Genomic DNA, 22464 nt, shown 5'->3' on the forward strand with positions numbered 1-22464 from the left:
ATGTCGATGATGCTTACGATTGATAATTTACCTTCAATATAGTTTAGTTGGTAAATTATTTTATACTAAACCGCCCTCATGCGCCGCCGGGTTGCCATCCGCCGCTTTCCAGATGATGGCATCGCACAGGCTGGCGATACGGCTGGCGGGCAACGCCTCGCCCAGCGGCCGACCGGCGCCGTCGCGCCAGTCGCGCGGGTACAACAGCTGCAGCCGCGACCAACAGGCCGGCGGGAAACGACAGCGCAGAACAATCAGCGCATCACGCTCCCGGTGCTGGTCAAACGCCAGCGACGGCGGCAGCCACAGGCCGGGGCGTAGCGCTTTCGCCAGTCGCCGGCACCAGACGGCCAGCGTCTCCGGCAGGTCGCCCGGCGTTTCGCGGCATACCGCCGCCATCAGTTGCAACACCTGACGCCGCCGCCCCACCTCCAGTTGCCCGAGTTGCAGCAACGTGCTCTCCGGCGCAGGGGGAAACGCCTCGACCACACCGAGACAACGGCGCATCGTGGCATGGTGCACTGGCGCCAGCGCCATCTCGCTCTCGCTGAAAACCGTCGCGTCCCGCCAGCTGGGGTCCGCCTGCCGCAGGCAGTCATAGCACCACCATCGGCTCCAGCGCAGGGCGTCGTTGTCATCGGCTACGCTTATCATGCTTAAGCCCCTGCGTCCGGTTGCGCCGATTTCCTGCGCGCCTGCTGTTGTTCCCACCAGGGCTTGCCGAAACGCCAGCCCAGCACGCCGGCCAGCCCCAGCGCCAACAACCCGGCCAGCCATTGCAGCTGCGTCATGGTCTGCGGCGTCAACTGAAACGGCCCCAGCGACACGGTTGGAATATGATCTTTGTACGGTTCCGCCGGAACAAACACGATGGCCAGATCTTTATCGCTCTTGCCGGCCAGCCCCGGAATACTGCTGGCCACCATGCGGCGGATACGCGGTTCGATACTGTCCGGCTCCAGCTCCGGCCGGTATTTGATGAATACCGCGGCGGACGCCGGTTGAATGGGTTCCCCCGGTGCAATACGCTCAGGCAGCACGACATGAACCCGAGCCACCAGCACGCCGTCAATTTGCGTGAGTGTGGATTCCACTTCCTGAGACAAGGCATAAATGTAACGGGCGCGTTCTTCCAACGGCGTCGAGATCACACCGGTTTTCTGAAACACCTGGCCCAGATTGGTGCGGGCCTGACGGGGCAATCCCGCGGCGTTGAGAATATTGACCGCCCGTTCCATGTCTTTGACATCAATCAGAATACTGACGCCGGCTTTCTCCGTGCGCTTTTCCGCCCCGATGTGATATCCCCCCAGCGCGGCGATCACTTCGTTGGCATCGTTTTCGGAAAGACCGCGATGGAGTTCCACGCGATCGCCGCAGCCAGCGATCAGCAACGCCAGCAGCAGGGTCAGGAATCGGTGCAGGACGGATTTACTCATCATGGTGCCATTATTGTGAGTTGTTCATGATTCGATCATGATTGGATTAGTCACGATGGCGTTGACTAATCACGACAGTGTTAACTCATCACGATCGTGTTGATTACAGGTTTGATCCTGGCTATTGCAGGTTGGTCAGTTTTTCCAGGCTCTGGACGCTTTTAGCCACCACTTTGGCATTGAGCAAACTTTCCAGATAAAACGAGGACAGCGTCCGGGTGGCATCCATCACATCCTTTGGGTTATTGCTGTTGATGCTTTTGCCTACCTGACGTTCTGCTTTCTGCAACAGGTTTTCCAGGTTATCGGATTTCTCCGCCAGCGCGCCCAGCCAGGCCTTGTTGTCCGCTGTCGGCGTTGCCGGCGCGGCGGGTTCCATCGCGGCGCTAAACCAGGTCACATCCGATTGCGCAGGAATATCAACGCTGCGCGGCTCACCGTCACCGATCAGTCCCTGAAGCTCATTGACGCGGGTGATTTTCATCATGAATCCGTTCCTCTTTGATGGATGTTAATGTGACAAAAAACCGGGGGAACTTCCCCCCGGTAGTCGACTACCTACACAACATCAGAACTGGATGGCTTTTGCCGCTTTCTGCCCGGAGTTCATGGCTTTGGTGGCGGAGTCCATCTGACCGTCGGTGATTGAGCTGATAGCATCGGTTTTCATTTTTTGCGCCTGGGCGGCCGTGGTCATCGCCGTGGTAGAAGCCATGGTTTTGTCCAGAGTCTGCATGCCTGCCAATGCTGCTGCGTTAGAAAGTCCCATCATGATAGATATCTCCAGTTAACAGTTGATTGATAAAGTGATTTCGCTAATGAACTTTGCGACTTACACAGTCATCGTGTTCATAAGTTAAGTAGGAGATAGCGAGAGGTGGTTCCGAAAGATATTCACTTTTTTTCCCCTGGTGGTGATAACAGGATACAGCCGATAAATTACAGTCCGCGCGCCGCCACATTCAGCAGCTTGATGCGGTGATAGAGCGTGCGTTTAGGAATGCCCAGCTCATTAACCACCGTATCGATACAGTGGTCGTTGCGCTGCAACGCCTCCTGAATCAGGAACCGTTCAATACGGCGCAGGCGCACTTTCAGCGAGGTCAGCGGCGTATCCGCCCCCATTCCCTGCCCATCGCCGTCAGCGGCTATCGGCACCGGCGACAGCCCCAGCACCCAGCGTTCGGCCGCTGCTTTCAGTTCACGAATGTTGCCGGGCCAGCCGTGCATCAGCAGTTGTTCCTGAATGATGGCCGACAGACCCGGCGCCGGCCGTTTCAGCCGCGCCGACGCTTCGCGCAAAAAGCGCTGGAATAACGGCAAAATGACTTCCGTGCGCGAACGCAGCGTCGGCAGCTGGATTTTTACCGTATCCAGCCGGAAGTAGAGGTCGCGCCGAAAACGCCCTTCGTCCACCAGCTTCTGTAGCGGCGTCTGCGTGGCGACGATCACCCGCATATCCACCGGTTTGAACTGCGTGCTGCCCAGCCGTTCGATGCCGCGGCTTTCCAGCACCCGTAACATTTTGGCCTGCAGCGTCAGCGGCATACTGTCGATCTCATCCAGAAACAGAATGCCTTTGTCCGCGGTTTCAAGGTACCCGGCGCGGGACCGGCTGGCGCCGGTGTAAGCCCCGGACACCACCCCGAACAACTCGCTTTCCGCCAGCGTTTCCGGCACGGCGGCGCAGTTCACCGCCACCAACGGGCCGGCGCAACCGGAAAGCTGATGAATACGGCGCGCCAGCGTGTCTTTGCCGGTGCCGGTTTCACCTTCCAGTACGATATCAACGTTAAGGGGCGCAATAGTGTGGATGAGAGAAGATAGCGATCCATGTATATCTTCCGACGGATGCGTTAACGAGGACTCATGGGAGACACAATGAAGTGACTGCACGGATTCATTGCTATTCCTTATCGTCATGACAACTCCTGTACCTTTTTCTGTATTCCATTATCAAACTGTCGAATCTATCCCGTTCCAGACTGTCTCCCGCCGCAACATCGCCATCAGTAGCTGTCATTGCATCATTACGGGATACACCCTAATCCTGAACGCTGGCACGGTTTTAAGTTCCAATAGCCCCATTGTCGTCCTGACAATTCCTTAACACTTAACAATCGATAACCTGCGAGTATTAACAAATTATTCATGGTGTGTGTAAGCATTACCGCCAACGGCAAAACAAACCATCAGCCAACCGCTGAAGTTGTGGTAGGAATTTCAGAGCGAAAAGTAGGAATAATCTGACCCCGGAGACAATGACGCTGGCGGCGTTCCGGGTACTGAAGGCGTGGTTCCCCCCTTCGTCATGGCATTGTCTTACAGCAAGGTCATCAGCGAAGGGAGGACAATAGGTTACTGTCAGGCGATTAAACGCTGGCTCAATGCATATTTCACAATGTCCGCGTTGGTGGTGAACTGCATTTTTTCCATTAACCGCGATTTATGGGTGCTGACGGTTTTGTTGCTGATGGCCAGCGTTTCGGCGATGGCGTTAACCCCCTGTCCCTGAGCCAGCATCACCATGATCTGATGCTCCCGCGAGGTCAGCAGTTCATGGCGCCCGTCGCCGCGGGTCTGGCAATCCGCAAACACAATCTGCTCGGCGATACTGTGGTCGATATAGCGCGCGCCCTGCGCCACCCGACGAATAGCCGACAGCAGCGCTTCCGGGTCTTTGTCTTTGGTGATATAGCCGAGCGCCCCGCTTTTCAGTACCCGCCGGGCGATCTGCGGTTCACTGTACATGCTCAACACCAGAATCGGCAGACGCGGATACTGCGCCACAATGCGGATAATCAGTTCTTCGCCGCAAATGCCCGGCATGCTCATGTCCAGCAGCAGTAAATCGATCTGGCTCTCCCGCAGTTGCGCCAGCACCTGCGACCCGGTCCCCGCTTCCGCCACCACTTCCAGATTCTCGTCTAATGCAAAGATCTGCTTTAATCCTTCACGCATAATTACGTGATCGTCAGCGATCATCAGCTTTATGAGTCTATCCATTCGCGTTTCGTCCTCTCCAGAGAAAATCTATTCTACGCGGTATCCTGCGGAAACGTCAGCCGAACCAGCGTACCTACGCCAGGCTGACTTTCTATTACCACTTCTCCCCCCAGCATCCGGCCGCGCTCTTTCATGCTCATCAGACCGAAGGCGTGAGGTTTACGGGCCTGAGCGTCAAACCCTTTGCCGTTGTCGCGCACGCTCAGCACGATCAATCCTTCGCGGTTTTCCAGCGCAATCACTACCTGCGTCGCCTCGGCGTAACGGGCGATATTGGTCAGCGACTCCTGCACCACCCGGAACGCCGCGGTGGCGCATTCGTCATTCAGCACCACTTCCGGCTCCGGCGCCCGCAACAGACAAGGGCAGCGATACTGGCGGATAAAATCATCACGCAGCCACTCCAGCGCGGGGGTCAGCCCCATATCCAGCACGTTGGGACGTAACCGGGTCGCGACATGTCGCACCACCTGAATGGTTTTATCAGACAGCGCCATCAAATTCTGTAGCTGCGTCAGCATATGCGGGTTATCGCGGGCGAACTGCATACGCATCAGCGACAGGCTCATGCGCATTGATGTCAGATGCTGTCCCAGCTCATCGTGGATCTCCCTGGCGATGTGCTTGCGTTCTTCTTCGCGGGAGATTTCCCGCTGGCGCGCCAGCAGCCGCAGCTGCATATGGGAATCCTCCAGCTTTTTTTCGGCATAGCGGATGGCGGTGATATCGCGCCCGACGGTCAGGATCGACGTCAGCTTACCGCTTTGATCGAACTCCGGCACACAGCGGATATGGTGAATCACCCGGTGGCGCGTTTCCGTCGCGCCGATGTCTTCCTCCAGCTCGCCTTCGACGCTGCTTTCCGAATCCACCACCATCTGCACCAGTTGCAGAATGCGCTGGGCGCAGCGGGCGTTCGGCAGCAGATCGGTCAGCCGCCGCCCGCGCAGCTGCTCGGCGGTAAAACGCAGGTGGGCCAGTGTGGCGGGATTGGCGTACTGGCAGTTGAGCTGCGGATCAAAGCGCGTGATCAGATCCGGCGTATTCTCCACCAGCGCCCGGAACTCCTGCTCACGGGCGTAAGCCAACTGTTCGATATGCTTGCGTTCACGAATATCCCTTACTACGCACATACTGTACTTTCGTCCTTTATGTAGAAAATGATTCACGCTGACCTCGACCGGCAGCACCATGCCAAAGCGGGTTTTATGCCGGGTTTCAAACGTCAGCCCGCGCTTCCAGCAGCGGGGATCGCTCCAGTGGCGGTTGGTCTCTTCCTTTGTCCAGCCAAGGTCGATGTCCTGTATCCGCATGCGACGAAACTCGCGGCGACTGTAGCCCAGCATGCGGCAGGCTTCATCATTGGCGTAACAAAACTGCTCCATGTCGTTGACAATATAAATAGCATCTTTGATACGACTAAAGGCGAAATCCACCAGTTCAAGCGGCGGTACGTCATCCGGATGGTGGGGTTGTGGGGAAGTCGGGGTATATAACATTGCCATCTCCTTGCTATCGCTAAGCCTGCCGGCCCCCGTAAACCGGGCGCCGACAGCAGAAAGGAAAGCCGCAGAAATCGCCCCCGGGGAAGGTGGCCTGCGGCCCTGTTAGGCTGTTCACCGCACGACGTGCGGGTACACAGCCTGATACTGACAGGTTCCTTCTCCTCCCCTGACTCAAGGGAGATGCCCTCCCGGGGCATGGCAATATAAGCGAGCCCCCGCGCCAGGCTGCCGCACGGGGGATTCAACTTATGCATCAACGGCCTGGCGGAGATATCCCCTGGCGCGGGAAAGACGCGAACGTACAGTGCCAATAGGAATGTTGAGCTGTTCGGCGATATCCTGATAGCTGACATCGGCATCCAGCAGCATCATCAACATCTTACGCGTTTCCTCCGGCAGGTGCGCACTGGCCGTCAGCGCGCGGTTCAGCGAATGATCGCACTCCGTAATGCGGCTGGGATCGATATCCGTCGACAGAATTTCCATCGCTTCCAACGCATCGTCGCTGATATCGACGGCACGATAACGCGCCTGTTTGAAGTGGTTTCGCACCAGATTCAGGGCAATGCCGAATACCCAGGTTTCCGGGCGCGAGGCGCCGGCGAACTTTTCGCGGTTTTTCAGCACTTCCAGATAGGTCATCTGCTGTAAATCTTCCACATCTTCACGGTTCGATACGCGCTTGCGAATGAAGTTTTGCAGTCGCTTGCCATGCAGGCGAAAAACCTGCTCCCAGTCCACGGTATTGGCAGGGGTATGAAGCTGACACGCGTCCATTTGTTTCAGTGCAATCGTTTCCATTTCATTAACTCTCCATCGTTATGCCCTAATTGGCGCATCTGGGAGAGCAAGGCGCGTGCCAGCCAATGAAAACGAATTAACTTATTGTTATATAGTGTTTTATTTTTTATCGCACTGGCTTTTCATGCCATTTTTTGCCGGTAAAATCCGGCCTGAATTGCAAGCTTTTGCAGAACCAACCAACCAAATAGTAATCAAGATTATAATAACATTAAGTTACTTATTTTCGTTGACTTACATCATTCAATGGGAACCCGCTTCCCGGTCCGGCCACATAACAGCACACCGTTAAAGCAGAGGCTGCTTCAGGCAGGACAGGACCATGATTTCACTCAACAACGTTTCTTCCGTGCTCAATACCAGCAGCGCGGCCATCGCCAATGATATTGACGATCAGGAGCCGGTCGGCACGCCGGTCAAAACCAGCGAAGCCAGACCGTCGCACGACAAAACCCTTCATGACTCGATGGAAGAAGTCGCGGCCAGCTTCGGCGAGCAGGTCGAACGCAAAAGCAAGGCGCTGAACCGGCGGCAAATCAGCCAGCCGCAAAGCCGCATGCTGGCCAACATCGAACGCATCGAAAAACTGACCGAACTGTTCCAGCTACTGGAAAATCCGAAGCACCCGACGCTGGACCAGCAGATCCGGCAGATGCAGGCGCTGCTGCGCCAGTCATCGCCGCCATCGGTCGAGGCCATCATGCAGGCGGCAGGCGGCGACGCCGCACGCAGCGATATCGTGCTGCGCCATGTGCTGAGCCAGGCGCAACAGCAGCAGGACGCCTCACTCGCGCAGTCGACCAGCCAGAGCCTGGACCAGTTGCATCAGGAAAAAGGGCCGGAAGTCCGGGCGGGGTTGAACACCGCCGCCGCCATTTCCCTGTTCAGCACCGACCCGAACCAGAAACAGGCGCTGCGCGACCTCTACTACCAGCGCATCGTCCATCAACAGTCGCCCAGCGCCCTGCTCGACGCGCTGCTGGAGCGTTTTGACGCCCAGCACTTCGCCGCCGGGCTGCGTACGCTGCAACGGGCGCTGGCGGCGGATATCGCCTCGCTGGCGCCGTCCATCTCGAAGAATGCGCTCAGCAAAATGCTCAGCAGCCTGAACGACTCGCGTCAGCTCAGCCATACGCTGTCGGCCAGCCAATCGTTGCTCGCCCGACTGGCGTCGCGCATGCCGGAATGCACGCTGGGCGCGGTGGAACTGACCCGGCGGTTGATCGGCCTAAGCGCCAACGGCGCCTACGCCCGCGACCTGCACAACCTGGGTCGTGAAGTCGCCGGGCAGGACGCCCAGCGCCAGCTGCTGTTTTTCAACGGCCTGCTGCCGCTGGTTAACGACCTGCCGCACCCGCTGTGGCGCGACGCCAAAAACCGCCTCACCGCCCTGCAGCTGATTCGTAGCCTGATCGGCGATTTCGCCCAATACGAAAAGCAGCAGCAGGATGAAACCAAACCGATGAATGACCGATCTCGGAACAAGGGGTAACCGATGGCTGTGCTGATCGCCTGGCTTAACCGTTTTGCCATGAGCGCCATGCAGCGCTCCGAGGTGGTGGGCGCCGTGATCGTCATGGCGATTGTGTTCATGATGATCATCCCGCTGCCGACCGGCCTGATCGACGTGCTGATTGCGTTCAACATCTGTATTTCATCACTGCTGATTGTGCTGGCGATGTACCTGCCCAAACCGCTGGCGTTCTCCACCTTCCCGGCGGTGCTGCTGCTGACCACCATGTTCCGGCTGGCGCTGTCCATCTCCACCACCCGGCAGATCCTGCTGCAACAGGATGCGGGTCACGTGGTGGAGGCATTCGGCAACTTCGTGGTAGGCGGCAATCTGGCGGTCGGCCTGGTGATCTTCATGATTCTGACGGTGGTGAACTTTCTGGTGATCACCAAAGGGTCGGAGCGCGTGGCGGAAGTGGCGGCGCGTTTCACCCTCGACGCCATGCCCGGCAAACAGATGTCCATCGACAGCGACCTGCGCGCCGGGTTGATCGATTCCCAGCAGGCTCGCCAGCGACGGGAAAACCTGGCCAAGGAGAGTCAGTTGTTCGGCGCTATGGACGGGGCGATGAAGTTCGTCAAAGGGGACGCCATCGCCAGTCTGGTGATCGTGTTCATCAACATGATCGGCGGCTTCGCCATCGGCGTGCTGCAAAACGGCATGGCCGCCGGCGACGCTATGCACATTTACTCGGTGCTGACCATCGGCGACGGCCTGATTGCCCAGATTCCAGCGCTGCTGATTTCGCTGACCGCCGGGATGATCATCACCCGCGTCTCCGCCGACGGCCAGAAAATGGACAACAATATCGGCCGCGAGATCGCCGAGCAGCTGACCAGCCAGCCCAAGGCGTGGATCATCTCGTCGGTGGGCATGCTGGGGTTTGCGCTGCTGCCCGGGATGCCGACGCTGGTGTTTCTCATCATCAGCCTGCTGTCGCTCGGCAGCGGGTTATTTCAGCTGTGGCGCGTCAAACAGAGCGGCCTGCAGGATGCGCTGCTGGCGGACGACAGCATGCCCGCCGAGCAGAACGGCTATCAGGATTTGCGGCGCTTCAACCCGACCCGCGCCTACCTGTTGCAGTTCCATACCGTGTGGCAAGGCGCCGCCGCCGCCGCGGTGCTGGTACAGGACATCCGTCGCCTGCGCAACCGGCTGGTGTATCACTTCGGCTTTACGCTGCCGTCGTTCGACATCGAGTTTAACCCCAACGTGCCGGAAGATGAGTTCCGCTTCTGCGTGTATGAAATCCCGCAGTTGCGGGCCAGCTTCGGCGTGCCGCTGCTGGCGGTGCCGCGCGGACAACTGCCGGAAGAGACGCTGGACGACGGCATGATGCCCGGCCTGTCCGCCCGCGACGAACACCACCTGCTGTGGCTGACGCCGGAACATCCGCTATTGCAGCAGCCGGAACTGAGCCCCTGGAGCCCGGACGCGCTGATCCTCAGCCGCATGGAGAACGCGATTCATCGCAGCGGCGCGCAGTTTATCGGCCTGCAGGAAACCAAATCGATCCTCGCCTGGCTGGAAGCCGAACAGCCGGAGCTGGCGCAGGAACTGCAGCGCATCATGCCGTTATCGCGCTTCGCCAGCGTACTGCAACGGCTGGCGTCGGAGCGAGTGCCGCTGCGCTCGGTGCGGCCGATTGCCGAAGCGCTGATCGAAGTCGGTCAGCACGAGCGTGACATCAACGCCCTCACCGACTACGTACGGCTGGAGCTGAAAGCCCAGATTTGCCACCAGTACAGTCAGGACGACAGCCTCACCGTCTGGCTGCTGACGCCGGAAACCGAAGAGTTGCTGCGCGACGCGTTGCGCCAGACGCAAAACGAAACCTTCTTCGCGCTGACCCAGGAATACGCCGCCGTCCTGCTCGGTCAGCTGCGGCGGGCGTTCCCGCCGATGACGCCGCCGTCGGCGCTGATTCTGGTGGCGCAGGACCTGCGCAGTCCGCTGCGCATTCTGTTGCAGGACGAATTCCATCATGTCCCGGTGCTGTCGTTCACCGAATTGGAATCGCACCTGTCGATCAACGTAGCGGGCCGTATCGACCTGCAGGACCGGGTTGACCCCTTTAACGCATAGGATAACGCAAAATGTTTGAACTCCGTGTTCTGACCGGATTGCACCGTGGGGCCGCGCTGCCGCTGAGCGGAACCTCATGGCGTATCGGTTCCGCCGATGAGGCGGATATGGTGCTCTACGATCCCGGCATCCGTGAGCAGCATTGCCTGCTGGAAAAACAACCCGACGGCTGGCTGGTATCCGTACTGGACGGACCGATCAGCAACAGCGAAGGCCACGCGGCGGCGCAATCGCTCTGGCTGCCGCCCGGCACGCCGTTCGCCGCCGGCGGCATCTGGCTGTGCGTGGTGAGCGCCGACACCCCCTGGCAGGATGAGGCGGAAGAAACGCCGCCGGACGACGACCAGGCTACCGACGACGCCGTCACCGGCACGCAAGACGCCCCGCCTGACGCCGCCGCCTCGCACACGCCCCCCGCGCCGACGCCGGAACCGACGGTGACGCGCCGGGAAAAGCCGCGCCTGCCGCTGTGGGCCAAATTCAGCTACCTGCTGCTGGCGGTGCTGCTGTTCATGATCGTCGGTAGCTGGATGTTGCAGGAAACGGCGGCGATGCCGTCCGCGCCGCCGCCGCAGGATAACCGTTTACCGATCGGCACCTTGCCGCAGTTGAACAGCACCCTGCAAACCATGCTGACCGACCGCGAACTGGAGCGATTGGTTTCGACCAGTCAGGATAACAACCGCATCGTGCTGAGCGGCGCGCTGCCGCCCGCGCAGCACACCCGGCTGGCGCGCATGCTGGCGCAATTCCACCAGCGTTACGTCACCGCCTTGCAGATTGAAAACCACACCACCGTGAAGGACGACCAGTTGCCGTTCCAGATCGTGCAGGTCACCAGCGGCCCGAAAGCCAACGTGGTGACCTCGGACGGGCGACGCATCTTCGTCGGCGACGAAGTGGACAACCTGCGGCTGGTCAGCATCAACGACAGCCAGATCGAGTTTCGCGGCAAACAACAGATCAAGGTGAACTGGTGATGAACGCGCAGAACGCAATCGATACCCGCTATCCCCGACTGAGCCAGTGGCTGCAACAGCAACAACGCCAGCTGGCGGCGTATTCGCCGGTGACGCGACAGGGGCAGATCATCGGCATCAGCGGCATTCTGCTGGAGTCCAGCCTGCCGAACGCCCGCATCGGCGACCTGTGTCTGGTGGCGCGTGACGACAGCTCGCAGGTGCTGGCGGAAATTGTCGGCTTCAGCCCGGAGAACACCTTTTTATCGGCGCTGGGCGCGCTGGACGGCATCGCGCAGGGCGCGGTGGTCACGCCGCTGTACCAGCCGCATTGCGTGCAGGTGTCCGACGCGCTGTTCGGCAGCGTGCTGGACGGCTTCGGCCGTCCGCTGGAAGACGGCGGCCACAGCGCGTTTGTCGAGCCGGGCTCACTCAACGCCAACCCCATCCCGGTGATCGGCGACGCGCCGCCGCCAACCGAGCGCCCACGCATCGCCGACCCGCTGCCCACCGGTATGCGCGCCATCGACGGCCTGCTGACTATCGGCTGCGGCCAGCGCGTCGGGATATTCGCCGGCGCCGGCTGCGGCAAAACCACCCTGCTGGCGGAACTGGCGCGCAACACGCCGTGCGACGCCATCGTGTTTGGGCTGATCGGCGAACGCGGCCGCGAACTGCGCGAATTCCTCGATCACGAGCTGGACGAGCAGTTGCGCAGCCGCACCGTGCTGGTCTGCTCCACCTCCGATCGCAGCAGTATGGAACGCGCCCGCGCCGCCTTTACCGCCACCGCCATCGCCGAAGCCTTTCGCGCAGCGGGCAAACAGGTGCTGTTGATTATCGACTCGCTGACCCGCTTTGCCCGCGCCCAGCGTGAAATCGGCCTGGCGCTGGGCGAGCCGCAGGGGCGCGGCGGGTTGCCGCCCTCGGTCTACACCCTGTTGCCCCGGCTGGTGGAACGCGCCGGGCAAACCCGTCAGGGCGCGATTACCGCGCTCTATTCGGTGCTGATCGAACAGGACTCGATGAACGACCCGGTGGCCGACGAAGTACGGTCGCTGATCGACGGCCACATTGTGCTGTCGCGCCGGCTGGCCGAACGCAACCACTACCCGGCGATCGACGTATTGATGAGCCTGAGCCGCACCATGAGCAACGTGGTGGAGCGGGAACACACCCGCCACGCCAACGCGGTGCGGCGGCTGATGGCCGCCTACAAGCAGGTGGAAATGTTGATCCGCCTCGGTGAATACCAGCCGGGACACGACGCCTTTACCGATGCCGCCGTCAGCGCCAACGACGACATCAACCGTTTTCTGCAACAGGCGATGCGCGAGCCGCAGGGCTTCGACCACATTCAGTCGCAACTCGAAGAGGTGAGCCAGTATGCCAATCTCTAACGCCATGAAACCCGTCAGCGCGATGGAAGAGGAACAGCCGGACAGCAGCGCGCAGGAGCTGGGCGCGGTGCTTAACCAGTTGCTGCCGATCCGTCGGCAGCGCCTCAGTCGCGCCGAACGCCAGTTACGTCTGTCCGAACAAGCGCTCAGGCAAACCGAAGCGGCGCTACGCACGCAACAGGCGCAACTGGAACAGCTCCAGGCCGACTGGCAGCAACAGCGCGATATCTTCCTGCGCGAGGCGCTGGGTAAAACCCAGACGCTGGAGTCGCTGAAAAACCAGTTGGAGCAGGAGCAAAAGCATATTCGTCAGATTCAGGCGCAGGTGCTGCTGTGTACCGACTGGCAGCAACAGTATCTGAACCGGCAGCAGCAGGTCGGCCAGGCCCGGGAAGCGGCCCGGCTCTGCCAGAAAGCCGTTGAAAAACTGGAGTTTCTGTTAACCACCTATCAGGAGGCGATATGACCCCTCATCTGCCCGCAACACAAGATGTTTCTCTGCCTGCCCTGCGCCCGTTGCCGCACGGTCAGGAACAGGATTTCCCCGGCTACGGTTACGACGACGGTGCCTTCTGGGAACCGTTCGGCGAACTGTCCGAGCCGGAAATGCGCTTTCCCGACGCCAGTTGGCTGCCGTTTGGTCCGCCGCTGGCGCTGAATCCGTCGCTGAATCTGGATGCCTTCGCCGATGCCCCGTCGCAGGCGGAACCGGTCACACCGGCGTACTGGCCGGCGCTGGAGTCGTCGCTGACCGACATGCCGCTATTGCGCCGCGGGGAACCGCTGTCGTTCAGCCTGCAACTGCCGCAGTTGGGCAGCGTGGACGTTCGGATGGTGACGCTGCCCGCCAGCGGCTGGGACGTTTCGCTGCGCTTCGGCAAATCCGCCTACGAGCAGTTGAAAAGCCAGCGCGACGCCTGCCGCCGTTCGCTGGCGGATACGCTGCGCGCGCCGGTGCGCCTGCAGTTTGAAAGCCGGGAGGACGAGGAATGATCCCGCTCACCCGGACGCTGCGCCCGGTCAGCCAGGCGCGAGCCGCGCTCTCCCGCCAGCTGGCGTCGGCGCACCGTTTTGCCTTCATGCTGGACGGTCAGCCCGGCGAATTACGCCTGCAACTGGCGGACGACGCGCCGCCCGGCGGGCAGGAAAGCCGCTGGCGCTGCCATGCCGGCACGCTGTGGCTGGACGACAACGCCGCGCCGTTGTTGTCGCTGCTTTCCGCCTGCCCGGCGCTCACGCCCGGCCCCGACGTCGCCGCGGAAACCGCCGACTGGTACTGGACGCAGTATAACCACCATCTCAGCCCGGCGCTGCGCGAGCTGTTCGGCGAGATTCAGCCGGCGTCATCGCCGCAGCCGGACAGCGAAGCGCATGGCGACCTGACGCTGTGGCTGGAGGTTATGCGCGGGGATTTCCGGGTTCGCAGCCGGTTGCGGACATCGACCCGGACCTTGCAGCAGTGGCAAAGCCAGCCGGGGTGGTACGCGCCCCGCTACCCGCTGCCCGGTCATCTGGCGATGCGCGTGCCGTTGACGCTGGCAGACGTGACATTGTCACACGAACAATTGGCGACGCTGGAACCGGGCGACCTGATCTGTCCACTCAAACAGTACTTTTCACCGCAGGGCAACGGCTGCATCACGCTGGCCGACCGGCGGCTGACCGGGCAGCTCAGGATGGATGCGCTCGCCCCTTACTGGTTTACCGTGACAGAACTGGAGGAATGTCCCGTGACAACACCCTTTGACGACGCAACCCCTTTTGAGGCCTACGCCGTTCCCGAGACGTCGCAGCACGCCCCGGATAGCGACAATCACACCGGCGCGCCGTCGGGCTACGCGCTGCCGCCGCTGACGCTGGCGCTGACCGTGCGCTGCGGCTACCTGACGCTGACGTTGCAGGATTTGCAGCAGCTCGCCCCCGGCACGGTATTGACTCTGCAGCAGGCGACGCCCGGCGAAGCGACCCTGTACCACGGCGAGCAACCGCTGGCGCTGGGCGAATTGGTGGACGTGGAAGGCCGGCTGGGGCTGCAAATCACCCGCCGTCTTGGCGTGGATGGGGACATCGCCCCGGAGCCATCGTTATGACCTCGGGCAGCTTCGACCCGGTGATGTTTGCCCTGTTTCTGGGCACGTTGTCGTTGATTCCGCTGATGATGATCGTCTGCACCTGCTTTCTCAAGGTTTCCATGGTGCTGATGATTACCCGCAACGCCATCGGGGTGCAGCAGGTGCCGCCCAACATGGCGTTGTACGGCATCGCCCTCGCCGCCACGCTGTTCGTGATGGCGCCGGTATTCAGCGACATCAAACAGCGTTTTCAGGACAACCCGGTGGATTTCAGCAGCCTCGACGCGCTGGAAAGCAGCGTGACCCGAGGTATCGAACCGTTGCAGAAATTCATGTCGCGCAACACCGATCCGGACATTCTTACCCACCTGCATGAAAACAGCCTGCGCATGTGGCCGGCGGCGATGGCCGAAAAAATCACCACCCAAAGCATCCTGCTGGTGCTGCCGGCCTATGTGCTGTCGGAACTGCAGGCCGGGTTTAAGATCGGTTTTCTGATTTATATCCCGTTCATCGTTATCGACCTGATCGTCTCCAACGTGCTGCTGGCGCTGGGGATGCAAATGGTGGCGCCCACCACCCTTTCGCTGCCGCTCAAGCTGCTGCTGTTCGTGCTGGTCAACGGCTGGACGCGCCTGCTCGACGGCCTGTTCTACAGCTACCTGTGAGGCGATCATGGAAACGCTCAATCTGTTTAGACAGGCGATGGTGCTGGTGGTGATGCTGTCGGCGCCGCCGCTGCTGGTGGCGGTGGTGGTCGGCGTGCTGATTTCGCTGTTGCAGGCGGTAATGCAGTTGCAGGATCAAACCCTGCCCTTTGCCGTCAAGCTGGTGGCGGTAGGACTGGTGTTGGCCATGACCGGCCGTTGGATCGGCGTAGAGCTGATCCAACTGGCGATGATGGCTTTCAACATGATCGAACAAACCCGGGCGTGAGGCGGCCATGTTCTCCATCGCCACAATCCAGAATATCTACGATTTTATTTACGCGCTGACGCTCGGCGTGGCCCGGCTGTATCCGTGCCTGTTCCTGGTGCCGCTGTTCTCGTTCACCATCATCAAAGGCATGCTGCGCAATGCGGTGGCGATCGCGCTGGCGCTGGTGCCGGCCGGCGCCATCCAGCAACAGATGCTGACCACCACGCTCACCTGGCCGATGTTGCCCGGCCTGCTGCTCAAAGAGCTGGTGATCGGGCTGCTGCTCGGAGTGGTGCTGGCGATGCCGTTCTGGCTGTTCGAGTCGGTCGGCGCGCTGTTTGATAACCAGCGCGGCGCGCTCACCGGCGGCCAGCTCAACCCGGCGCTGGGCAGCGACGCTACCCCGCTCGGTCACATGATGAAAGAGCTGTTCATCATGCTGCTGATCATCACCATCGGTTTTCCCGGTTTTACCCAGTTACTGTGGGACAGCTACCGGCTGTGGCCGGCGTTAGACTTCCTGCCGCCGTTGTCGGAACAGGGGTTTCACACTTATCTCGACCTGCTTAAAGACACCTTTCAGCACATGGTGGTGTACGCCGGGCCGCTGGTGGCGCTGTTGCTGTTGCTGGAATTCAGTATCGCCATTCTCAGTCTCTACAGCCCGCAGTTGCAGGTTTACGTGCTGTCCACCCCGGCCAAGTGTCTGGCCGGCATGGCGTTTTTCGTGCTCTACATGCCGGTGCTGCAGTTTCTCGGCGAAGGCCGGCTCAAGGCGCTCACCGACCTGAAACACCTGTTCCCGCTATTTTTTCAGGCGTCACCCTGAAATGGCAAAACGCGAGATACGGTTAGTAACCACGAGGTACTGCGATGAGTGAAAAAACCGAAAAACCCACCCCCAAAAAATTGCAGGACGCCCGCAAAAAAGGGGAAGTGGGACAGAGTCAGGACGTACCCAAGCTGCTGATCAGCTTCGCGCTGCTGGAGATGATTCTGGCGCTGACCGACAGCGGCATGAGCAAGTTACAGGCGCTGATGCAGTTACCGGTAAGCCGCATCACCGACCCGTTCGGCCACGCGGCGGATGAAATTTTCAGTGAAGCGCTGTCGCTGCTGGCGACCTTCTGCCTGCTGACCATCAGCGTGGCGTTGCTGATGCGCGTCGTGGGCGGCTGGATCCAGTACGGTCCACTGTTTGCCGTCGAAGCGCTGAAAATTGACTTCAACCGCCTCAACCCGATCAACCAGATCAAACAAATGTTCACCATGCGCAAACTCACCGACATGCTGACCAACATCCTGAAGGCGGTGACCATCGGGCTGGTGTTCTGGCTGGTGGTGATGCCGCAGCTGGAGTGGCTGGTGGAGCTGGCTTACGGCGATCTGACCGCGTTCTGGAAAGGGGTGGAGGGCGTGCTGAAAAGCGTGGCGCGCACCACCCTTTCCGCACTGCTGGCGCTGGGGTTACTCGACTTCGGCCTGCAAAAATACTACTTCCTCAAACAGCAGCGCATGAGTCATGAAGATATCCGCAACGAGTTTAAAAACTCGGAAGGCGACCCGCACATGAAAGGCCATCGTAAATCGGTGGCGCAGGAAATCCTCAACGAGCCCGCCAGCCCGCGCGCCAAACCCAAAGTGGAGGACGCCGATCTGCTGCTGGTCAACCCAACCCACTACGCGGTGGCGCTGTTCTACCGCCCCGGCAAAACACCGCTGCCGCGCATCCTGCTCAAAGGTGAAGACGATCAGGCCAAAGCGTTGATCGCCCGCGCCCATCAGGCCGGGGTGCCGGTAATCCGTTTTATCTGGCTGGCGCGCACCCTATACCGGATACCGGAAGGTCACTACATTCCGCGTGATACCCTGCAACCGGTGGCGCAGGTTTACCGGGTGTTACGACAGCTGGAGAAAGACCTGCCGCCTCAGGATGTGATCGAGATGGGCTAAGGGGCGCGTCGCGTCGCCGTTTGCTGCCGCCATGGCATCGACGCCATTGCCTGTTAAACTACAGCCGAATATTTTTTTAATCGGAATACGAGGGCGACATGGCAGACAAAATTCATCGCTATCAGGTCCAGGTTAGCTGGACCGGTAACCAGGGCACCGGCACCAAGAGTTATCGCGGCTACAGCCGCGACCATGATATCTGCGCGCCGGGCAAACCGACGCTGCCCGGCTCATCCGACCCGAGTTTCCGCGGCGACCCAACGCGCTGGAATCCGGAAGAGCTGCTGGTCGCGTCGCTGTCCGCCTGCCACAAGCTGTGGTATCTCGGGCTGTGCGCGGGAGCCGGCGTCACGGTGCTGGCCTACGACGATCGGGCAGAAGGGGAAATGGTGGAAGAGGCTGGCGGCGCCGGGCAGTTTCTGTCGGTCACGCTGCGTCCGCGCGTGGTGATCAGCGCCGACAGCGACGCGCAGACCGCTCTCGCGTTACATCATCAGGCTCACGAGATGTGCTTTATCGCCCGCTCGGTCAATTTTACCGTCACCCACCAGCCGGACATCGTGGTCGACGCGCCCTCGCCTTGCCAGTAACACCACGGCGGCGATATCTGTACCTCTGTCGCCGCCGCTCTGTATTTTTTGCGCTCTGCCTATTTCTGCATCGCCTTGCTTATTGCTGCGTAAAGAAAATCGTTATCCAGTCAAAAATCGTTTCAATATAATCCTGCGTCTGCGTTAAATATTTGCTATCACGACAGTTATTCTCCTTTTACGGATAGAAGTGCGTTTATGTTCAAATCGTTTTTTCCCAACCCCAAACTGTTTTTCTCCTCCGCGCTGCTCTGGTCGCTGGTAGCCGTCATCATCTGGTATAGCTGGGGGCGACCGCTGGGCGATAGCCTGCTGCACATCACCCAACCGCTGCCGCAAGGCGCGATACGGTTCCTGTCGCCCGCCTTTCTGTGGTTCTACGGTTACTACCTGCTGTGCGTAGCCATATTCGCCGGCGCCTGGGCGCTGTTAAACCCGCATCCCTGGCAACGCTGGTCGATTCTCGGTTCCTCGCTGATCATTTTCGTGACCTACTTTTCGGTCGAAGTCGGCGTGGCGGTCAACGACTGGTACGTCCCGTTTTACGATCTGATCCAGAAAGCGCTGAGCGCGCCGAACGCGGTGACTATTCAGGCGTTTTACCAGCAGTTGCTGATTTTCCTCGGTATCGCGCTGACCGCGGTGACCGTCGGCGTGCTGAACCTGTTTTTCGTCAGCCATTACGTCTTCCGCTGGCGTACCGCCATGAACGACTACTACACCTCGCACTGGCAAGCGTTGCGTCACATTGAAGGGGCGGCGCAGCGTATTCAGGAAGACACCATGCGTTTCGCTTCCACGGTGGAAAGCCTGGGGGTGGACCTGGTGAAATCGCTGATGACGTTGATCGCCTTTTTGCCGGTGCTGGTCAGCCTCTCGTCTCACGTCAAATCGCTGCCGCTGATCGGCGAAATTCCTTACGGCCTGGTGATCGCCGCCATCATCTGGTCGCTGGCGGGCACCGGCGTGCTGGCATTAATCGGTATCAAACTGCCGGGGCTGGAATTCAACAACCAGCGGGTGGAAGCCGCCTACCGTAAAGAACTGGTGTATGGCGAGGATGACGCCAGCCGCGCCACGCCGCCCACGGTAAGACAGCTGTTCGGCAATGTGCGGAAAAACTATTTCCGTCTCTACTTCCATTACACCTATTTCAATATCGCGCGGGTGCTCTATCTGCAAAGCGACAACGTGTTCGGCATCATCATGCTGCTGCCGTCGATCGTGGCGGGCAGCCTGACGCTCGGCCTGATGACCCAGATCACCAACGTGTTCGATCAGGTACGCGGTTCGTTCCAGTACCTGATCAACTCCTGGACCACCATCGTGGAACTGATGTCGATTTATAAACGTCTGCGCAGTTTCGAGTCGGTAATTCAGGACGTGCCGATGACCAGCGACGCCGCGGATATGACTTCCGGCGCCTGATAGGTGAGCCCCTTTCCGCGCTGCCGAGCGGCAGCGCGGAGCCCTGCAACATCTCGCCATCATCCCGGCGCCGGCGGATTCAGACAGACGCCGGCGCCCCGCCCGGGCAATGCGAGACGCCGTCTGCGCCAGCATCAAAAATCGGTTGGGATTGCCGTTGGAAAAATCGGATACCTGAACGCCATCGCAACAAAAAGTGCGCTTTTTTCACTCCGCCATTTATCAGCTAAGGGAAAAAAATGCGATAAAACGTTATCTCCCCGCCAGCGAATAAAATAAAAAAATAGGATTTAATGCTTTATTTCAGGCTGAATTTTGGAATGAACAGCAAAATAGACAACCCTGAACATATCTCCAGACTAGTACGCGAAACCATTTAACAAATAAAAAACAAAAAAAGAGTAAACCATATAATTTAACTCGTAACAAAAACCGGTAAATAGCGGGCCAGGTGATTAGCCAGCAGGCTATTTATATCTCTAAGAAATGTGATACTATTCACGCGTTTTTTCTCACCTCTGGAAATTAGATATTTTTTATTCTGAAAAAACAAGGACGTAGACAGATGAGCATCCTCTGTTGATCTTGCGTTATCAAAGCGTTAGCCCCAATAGGAATCCCTTGATGAGCACAATTCTACATACCTATAACAATCTAAAGGTTGGTATTAAGCTGGCGATTGGGTTTGGCCTGATTTTGATCATGTCTGCCTTCATCATGCTGTCAGGCATAAATGGTTTTCGTCACATTGACGGCTACGTCAATAAATCCATTATCAGTAACGACATTAATAACAATCTGGACGAGGCCCGCCGGGCACGTCTCAACTTTCAATATACTCACGATTATGCCGCCATTAATAAAACCGGCACACTGATGGAAAAAGTCGGTCAGTCGCTCAATCAGGCCAATCAATTAACCTGGTTGCCCGCGTCGCAGCAATTGCTGGATCAGTTGAACGAGGCCTACAAAAAATACCAGCCTGCGCGCGAAGCGCTGATCACCGCCAGCCGCCAACGTGACGCCATCGCGCAGAAACTGAATCAGGACAGCAGCGCCAAAACGCTCGATACGCTGCGCGCCCAGTTCAACGGCAGCACCCTGACGCCGGAATTACGACTGGAATTCATCACGCTGTTCGAACAACTGATGGGCATTCGCGACCTTGCTCACGAACTGCTGCTGCAACCGTCCACCCAGTCTGAATCCAGCCTGCGCAAGGCGCTCGCCGCTACAACGACCGCCGTCAGCCAGGCGTTGCCCCACTTCAGCCCCGAACAACAGGGTTGGCTGAACCAATCATGGGGGCTGTTCTCCGCCTACAACGGCTACATCAACGATTACATGCGTGCCTTCCAGGACGAAAATACCGCCACCAGCGCCATGCTGGAAGCCGCGGTGATTCTGGATAACGCCTCCAGCGCACTGTATGAACGCCAGCTGTCGCTGGTCAGCGCCACCACCACCAGTTCGCAATGGCAGTTATTGTTTACCGGTCTGGTGATTATCGCTATCGGGGTACTGATGGCCTGGCGCATCACCCTGCAGATTACCCGTCCGCTGCATCAGAGCCTGTCGCTGGCTGAACGGATCGCTCAGGGCGACCTGACCGCCTCCATCAACGTCGTTCGCCGCGACGAACTGGGGATGCTGATGTCCGCCATGGCGTCCATGAACCACAAACTGCGCGAGATGATCGGCGAAATTCGTGAAGGGGTGAGCAATGTGGCGTCCGCCGCGTCGGAAATCGCCGCCGGCAACACCGATCTCTCCTCCCGCACCGAGCAGCAGTCGGCCGCCGTCGTGGAAACCGCCGCCAGCATGGAGCAGTTGACCTCAACGGTGAAACAGAACGCCGACAACGCGCATCACGCCTCGCAGCTGGCGGCCGATGCGTCAGGCAACGCCACCAAAGGCGGCGAGATCGTCACCAACGTGGTGAGCACCATGAACGAAATCGCCGTCAGTTCCCGGCGCATTTCCGAAATCACCTCGGTCATCAACGGCATTGCCTTCCAGACCAACATTCTGGCGCTCAACGCCGCGGTGGAAGCCGCGCGCGCCGGCGAACAGGGCCGCGGCTTCGCGGTGGTGGCGGGCGAGGTGCGCAATCTGGCCCAGCGCAGCGCTCAGGCCGCCAAAGAGATCGAAACCCTGATCGGCGAGTCGGTCACCCGGGTGAATACCGGCTCCACGCTGGTGGAAAGCGCCGGCAAAACCATGGACGAGATTATCCGCTCCATCTCCCATGTGCATGACATCATGGACGAGATCGCCTCGGCCTCTGACGAGCAAAGCCGCGGCATCAACCAGATCTCCACCGCGGTAGCCGAAATGGACGCCACCACCCAGCAGAACGCCGCGCTGGTGGAAGAGTCTTCCGCCGCGGCCAATTCGCTGGAAGAGCAGGCGCAAACGCTGGAACATGCGGTATCGGTGTTCCGCCTCGGTAATGACGACGTTTCGACGCGCCCGGCGCAACGCGCCAGCCTTAGCGTCAGTAAGCCGCTGAAGCTGACGACATCCGCCGCTAAAGCAACCACCGTCGCCAAAACCACTGTCGTGAGCCGCCCTTCGGTCAGCGGCAAAGATGACTGGGAATCGTTCTAACCGGTTTTAACCACCGGCAACACAGCATGGCGATAAACGGCCATGCTGTGTTTATTTTATTCATTTCAACGCCGCTCCCTTCCCTTTCCCGCAGCGTTATCCTGCCATTCATCACTTGTCTTTCCAGCCAAACCCGCGCCCGAAATTACTCCTGAACTCAGCCTTTATTACGTTTTTATGTCCGT

At 59.4% G+C, this 22464-nt stretch carries 22 protein-coding genes; 14 read left to right on the forward strand and 8 right to left on the reverse strand.

The window, feature by feature from the left end:
• Nucleotides 1-60: 60 nt before the first annotated feature.
• The 8 genes from CPA59_RS12330 to CPA59_RS12365 form a co-directional block, all read right to left on the reverse strand.
• On the reverse strand, nt 61-654 hold the full coding sequence (locus CPA59_RS12330) for a serine kinase (protein ID WP_038919211.1): 594 nt from the start codon (nt 652-654) through the stop codon (nt 61-63).
• Nucleotides 655-656: 2 nt separating this feature from the next.
• Nucleotides 657-1439, reverse strand: a complete 783-nt coding sequence (gene sctJ, locus CPA59_RS12335; RefSeq protein ID WP_038919212.1) for a type III secretion system inner membrane ring lipoprotein SctJ — start codon at nt 1437-1439, stop codon at nt 657-659.
• A gap of 121 nt (nt 1440-1560) precedes the next feature.
• A complete protein-coding gene (locus tag CPA59_RS12340) occupies nt 1561-1926 on the reverse strand; it encodes an EscI/YscI/HrpB family type III secretion system inner rod protein (protein WP_038658200.1) in 366 nt (121 codons plus the stop codon).
• Nucleotides 1927-2007: 81 nt separating this feature from the next.
• Nucleotides 2008-2214 carry a hypothetical protein gene (locus CPA59_RS12345; protein WP_033575736.1) on the reverse strand — a complete coding sequence of 69 codons (207 nt, stop codon included), beginning with the start codon at nt 2212-2214 and terminating at the stop codon, nt 2008-2010.
• 164 nt (nt 2215-2378) lie between these two features.
• Nucleotides 2379-3362 carry a sigma 54-interacting transcriptional regulator gene (locus tag CPA59_RS12350; protein ID WP_049854056.1) on the reverse strand — a complete coding sequence of 328 codons (984 nt, stop codon included), beginning with the start codon at nt 3360-3362 and terminating at the stop codon, nt 2379-2381.
• 441 nt (nt 3363-3803) lie between these two features.
• Nucleotides 3804-4445, reverse strand: coding sequence for a response regulator transcription factor (locus CPA59_RS12355; RefSeq protein ID WP_038919214.1), 642 nt, complete (start codon nt 4443-4445; stop codon nt 3804-3806).
• A gap of 32 nt (nt 4446-4477) precedes the next feature.
• Nucleotides 4478-5944 carry a PAS domain S-box protein gene (locus CPA59_RS12360; protein ID WP_038919215.1) on the reverse strand — a complete coding sequence of 489 codons (1467 nt, stop codon included), beginning with the start codon at nt 5942-5944 and terminating at the stop codon, nt 4478-4480.
• Nucleotides 5945-6196: 252 nt separating this feature from the next.
• Nucleotides 6197-6751 (reverse strand): RNA polymerase sigma factor, encoded by a 555-nt coding sequence (locus tag CPA59_RS12365; protein ID WP_038919216.1) that lies wholly within the window; start codon nt 6749-6751, stop codon nt 6197-6199.
• 322 nt (nt 6752-7073) lie between these two features.
• Between CPA59_RS12365 and sctW the strand changes: the two genes are divergently transcribed.
• The 14 genes from sctW to CPA59_RS12435 all read left to right on the forward strand — a co-directional run bounded on the left by sctW (nt 7074) and on the right by CPA59_RS12435 (nt 22279).
• Nucleotides 7074-8243 carry a type III secretion system gatekeeper subunit SctW gene (sctW, locus tag CPA59_RS12370; RefSeq protein WP_049854057.1) on the forward strand — a complete coding sequence of 390 codons (1170 nt, stop codon included), beginning with the start codon at nt 7074-7076 and terminating at the stop codon, nt 8241-8243.
• A gap of 3 nt (nt 8244-8246) precedes the next feature.
• Complete coding sequence (sctV, locus tag CPA59_RS12375) at nt 8247-10349, forward strand: type III secretion system export apparatus subunit SctV (RefSeq protein WP_038919218.1); 2103 nt, start codon at nt 8247-8249, stop codon at nt 10347-10349.
• 11 nt (nt 10350-10360) lie between these two features.
• Nucleotides 10361-11329, forward strand: coding sequence for a type III secretion system inner membrane ring subunit SctD (sctD, locus tag CPA59_RS12380; protein ID WP_107759511.1), 969 nt, complete (start codon nt 10361-10363; stop codon nt 11327-11329).
• Nucleotides 11329-12708 (forward strand): type III secretion system ATPase SctN, encoded by a 1380-nt coding sequence (sctN, locus tag CPA59_RS12385; protein WP_049854059.1) that lies wholly within the window; start codon nt 11329-11331, stop codon nt 12706-12708. Before sctD ends, sctN begins: the two co-directional genes overlap by 1 nt.
• Nucleotides 12695-13174 carry a hypothetical protein gene (locus CPA59_RS12390; protein ID WP_049854060.1) on the forward strand — a complete coding sequence of 160 codons (480 nt, stop codon included), beginning with the start codon at nt 12695-12697 and terminating at the stop codon, nt 13172-13174. Before sctN ends, CPA59_RS12390 begins: the two co-directional genes overlap by 14 nt.
• The gene (locus CPA59_RS12395; RefSeq protein ID WP_049854061.1) at nt 13171-13701 is read left to right on the forward strand and encodes a type III secretion system HrpP C-terminal domain-containing protein; all 531 of its coding nucleotides are present in this window, start codon (nt 13171-13173) and stop codon (nt 13699-13701) included. Before CPA59_RS12390 ends, CPA59_RS12395 begins: the two co-directional genes overlap by 4 nt.
• A complete protein-coding gene (locus CPA59_RS12400) occupies nt 13698-14798 on the forward strand; it encodes a FliM/FliN family flagellar motor switch protein (RefSeq protein WP_107759513.1) in 1101 nt (366 codons plus the stop codon). Before CPA59_RS12395 ends, CPA59_RS12400 begins: the two co-directional genes overlap by 4 nt.
• Nucleotides 14795-15448, forward strand: a complete 654-nt coding sequence (gene sctR, locus CPA59_RS12405) for a type III secretion system export apparatus subunit SctR (protein WP_049854063.1) — start codon at nt 14795-14797, stop codon at nt 15446-15448. The genes CPA59_RS12400 and sctR overlap by 4 nt, the downstream gene beginning before the upstream one ends.
• Nucleotides 15449-15455: 7 nt before the next feature.
• Nucleotides 15456-15716, forward strand: a complete 261-nt coding sequence (sctS, locus tag CPA59_RS12410) for a type III secretion system export apparatus subunit SctS (protein ID WP_033568601.1) — start codon at nt 15456-15458, stop codon at nt 15714-15716.
• Between the two features lie 7 nt (nt 15717-15723).
• Nucleotides 15724-16527, forward strand: a complete 804-nt coding sequence (gene sctT, locus CPA59_RS12415) for a type III secretion system export apparatus subunit SctT (protein ID WP_038658155.1) — start codon at nt 15724-15726, stop codon at nt 16525-16527.
• 44 nt (nt 16528-16571) lie between these two features.
• On the forward strand, nt 16572-17651 hold the full coding sequence (gene sctU / locus CPA59_RS12420; protein WP_107759515.1) for a type III secretion system export apparatus subunit SctU: 1080 nt from the start codon (nt 16572-16574) through the stop codon (nt 17649-17651).
• A gap of 98 nt (nt 17652-17749) precedes the next feature.
• Entirely contained in the window at nt 17750-18241 is a 492-nt protein-coding gene (locus tag CPA59_RS12425) for an OsmC family protein (protein WP_038919225.1), read from the forward strand.
• 198 nt (nt 18242-18439) lie between these two features.
• A complete protein-coding gene (gene sbmA, locus CPA59_RS12430) occupies nt 18440-19669 on the forward strand; it encodes a peptide antibiotic transporter SbmA (RefSeq protein ID WP_107759517.1) in 1230 nt (409 codons plus the stop codon).
• A 624-nt stretch (nt 19670-20293) separates the two neighbouring features.
• Nucleotides 20294-22279 carry a methyl-accepting chemotaxis protein gene (locus CPA59_RS12435; RefSeq protein WP_107759519.1) on the forward strand — a complete coding sequence of 662 codons (1986 nt, stop codon included), beginning with the start codon at nt 20294-20296 and terminating at the stop codon, nt 22277-22279.
• Nucleotides 22280-22464: the final 185 nt, after the last annotated feature.

The sequence above is a fragment of the Dickeya sp. Secpp 1600 genome, from assembly GCF_003049805.1.
Taxonomy (GTDB): domain Bacteria; phylum Pseudomonadota; class Gammaproteobacteria; order Enterobacterales; family Enterobacteriaceae; genus Dickeya; species Dickeya fangzhongdai.

Excerpts from the sequence above, each read along its gene's own strand:
- sctJ (WP_038919212.1), bottom strand. The coding sequence starts at position 1,439 with ATGAGTAAATCCGTCCTGCACCGATTCCTGACCCTGCTGCTGGCGTTG.
- CPA59_RS12395 (WP_049854061.1), top strand. The coding sequence starts at position 13,171 with ATGACCCCTCATCTGCCCGCAACACAAGATGTTTCTCTGCCTGCCCTG.
- CPA59_RS12425 (WP_038919225.1), top strand. The coding sequence starts at position 17,750 with ATGGCAGACAAAATTCATCGCTATCAGGTCCAGGTTAGCTGGACCGGT.
- sctN (WP_049854059.1), top strand. The coding sequence starts at position 11,329 with ATGAACGCGCAGAACGCAATCGATACCCGCTATCCCCGACTGAGCCAG.
- CPA59_RS12355 (WP_038919214.1), bottom strand. The coding sequence starts at position 4,445 with ATGGATAGACTCATAAAGCTGATGATCGCTGACGATCACGTAATTATG.
- sctT (WP_038658155.1), top strand. The coding sequence starts at position 15,724 with ATGTTCTCCATCGCCACAATCCAGAATATCTACGATTTTATTTACGCG.
- CPA59_RS12360 (WP_038919215.1), bottom strand. The coding sequence starts at position 5,944 with ATGTTATATACCCCGACTTCCCCACAACCCCACCATCCGGATGACGTA.
- CPA59_RS12390 (WP_049854060.1), top strand. The coding sequence starts at position 12,695 with ATGCCAATCTCTAACGCCATGAAACCCGTCAGCGCGATGGAAGAGGAA.
- CPA59_RS12330 (WP_038919211.1), bottom strand. The coding sequence starts at position 654 with ATGATAAGCGTAGCCGATGACAACGACGCCCTGCGCTGGAGCCGATGG.
- sctW (WP_049854057.1), top strand. The coding sequence starts at position 7,074 with ATGATTTCACTCAACAACGTTTCTTCCGTGCTCAATACCAGCAGCGCG.
- CPA59_RS12340 (WP_038658200.1), bottom strand. The coding sequence starts at position 1,926 with ATGATGAAAATCACCCGCGTCAATGAGCTTCAGGGACTGATCGGTGAC.
- sctR (WP_049854063.1), top strand. The coding sequence starts at position 14,795 with ATGACCTCGGGCAGCTTCGACCCGGTGATGTTTGCCCTGTTTCTGGGC.
- sctD (WP_107759511.1), top strand. The coding sequence starts at position 10,361 with ATGTTTGAACTCCGTGTTCTGACCGGATTGCACCGTGGGGCCGCGCTG.
- CPA59_RS12435 (WP_107759519.1), top strand. The coding sequence starts at position 20,294 with ATGAGCACAATTCTACATACCTATAACAATCTAAAGGTTGGTATTAAG.
- CPA59_RS12350 (WP_049854056.1), bottom strand. The coding sequence starts at position 3,362 with ATGACGATAAGGAATAGCAATGAATCCGTGCAGTCACTTCATTGTGTC.
- CPA59_RS12365 (WP_038919216.1), bottom strand. The coding sequence starts at position 6,751 with ATGGAAACGATTGCACTGAAACAAATGGACGCGTGTCAGCTTCATACC.
- sbmA (WP_107759517.1), top strand. The coding sequence starts at position 18,440 with ATGTTCAAATCGTTTTTTCCCAACCCCAAACTGTTTTTCTCCTCCGCG.
- sctU (WP_107759515.1), top strand. The coding sequence starts at position 16,572 with ATGAGTGAAAAAACCGAAAAACCCACCCCCAAAAAATTGCAGGACGCC.
- sctV (WP_038919218.1), top strand. The coding sequence starts at position 8,247 with ATGGCTGTGCTGATCGCCTGGCTTAACCGTTTTGCCATGAGCGCCATG.
- sctS (WP_033568601.1), top strand. The coding sequence starts at position 15,456 with ATGGAAACGCTCAATCTGTTTAGACAGGCGATGGTGCTGGTGGTGATG.
- CPA59_RS12400 (WP_107759513.1), top strand. The coding sequence starts at position 13,698 with ATGATCCCGCTCACCCGGACGCTGCGCCCGGTCAGCCAGGCGCGAGCC.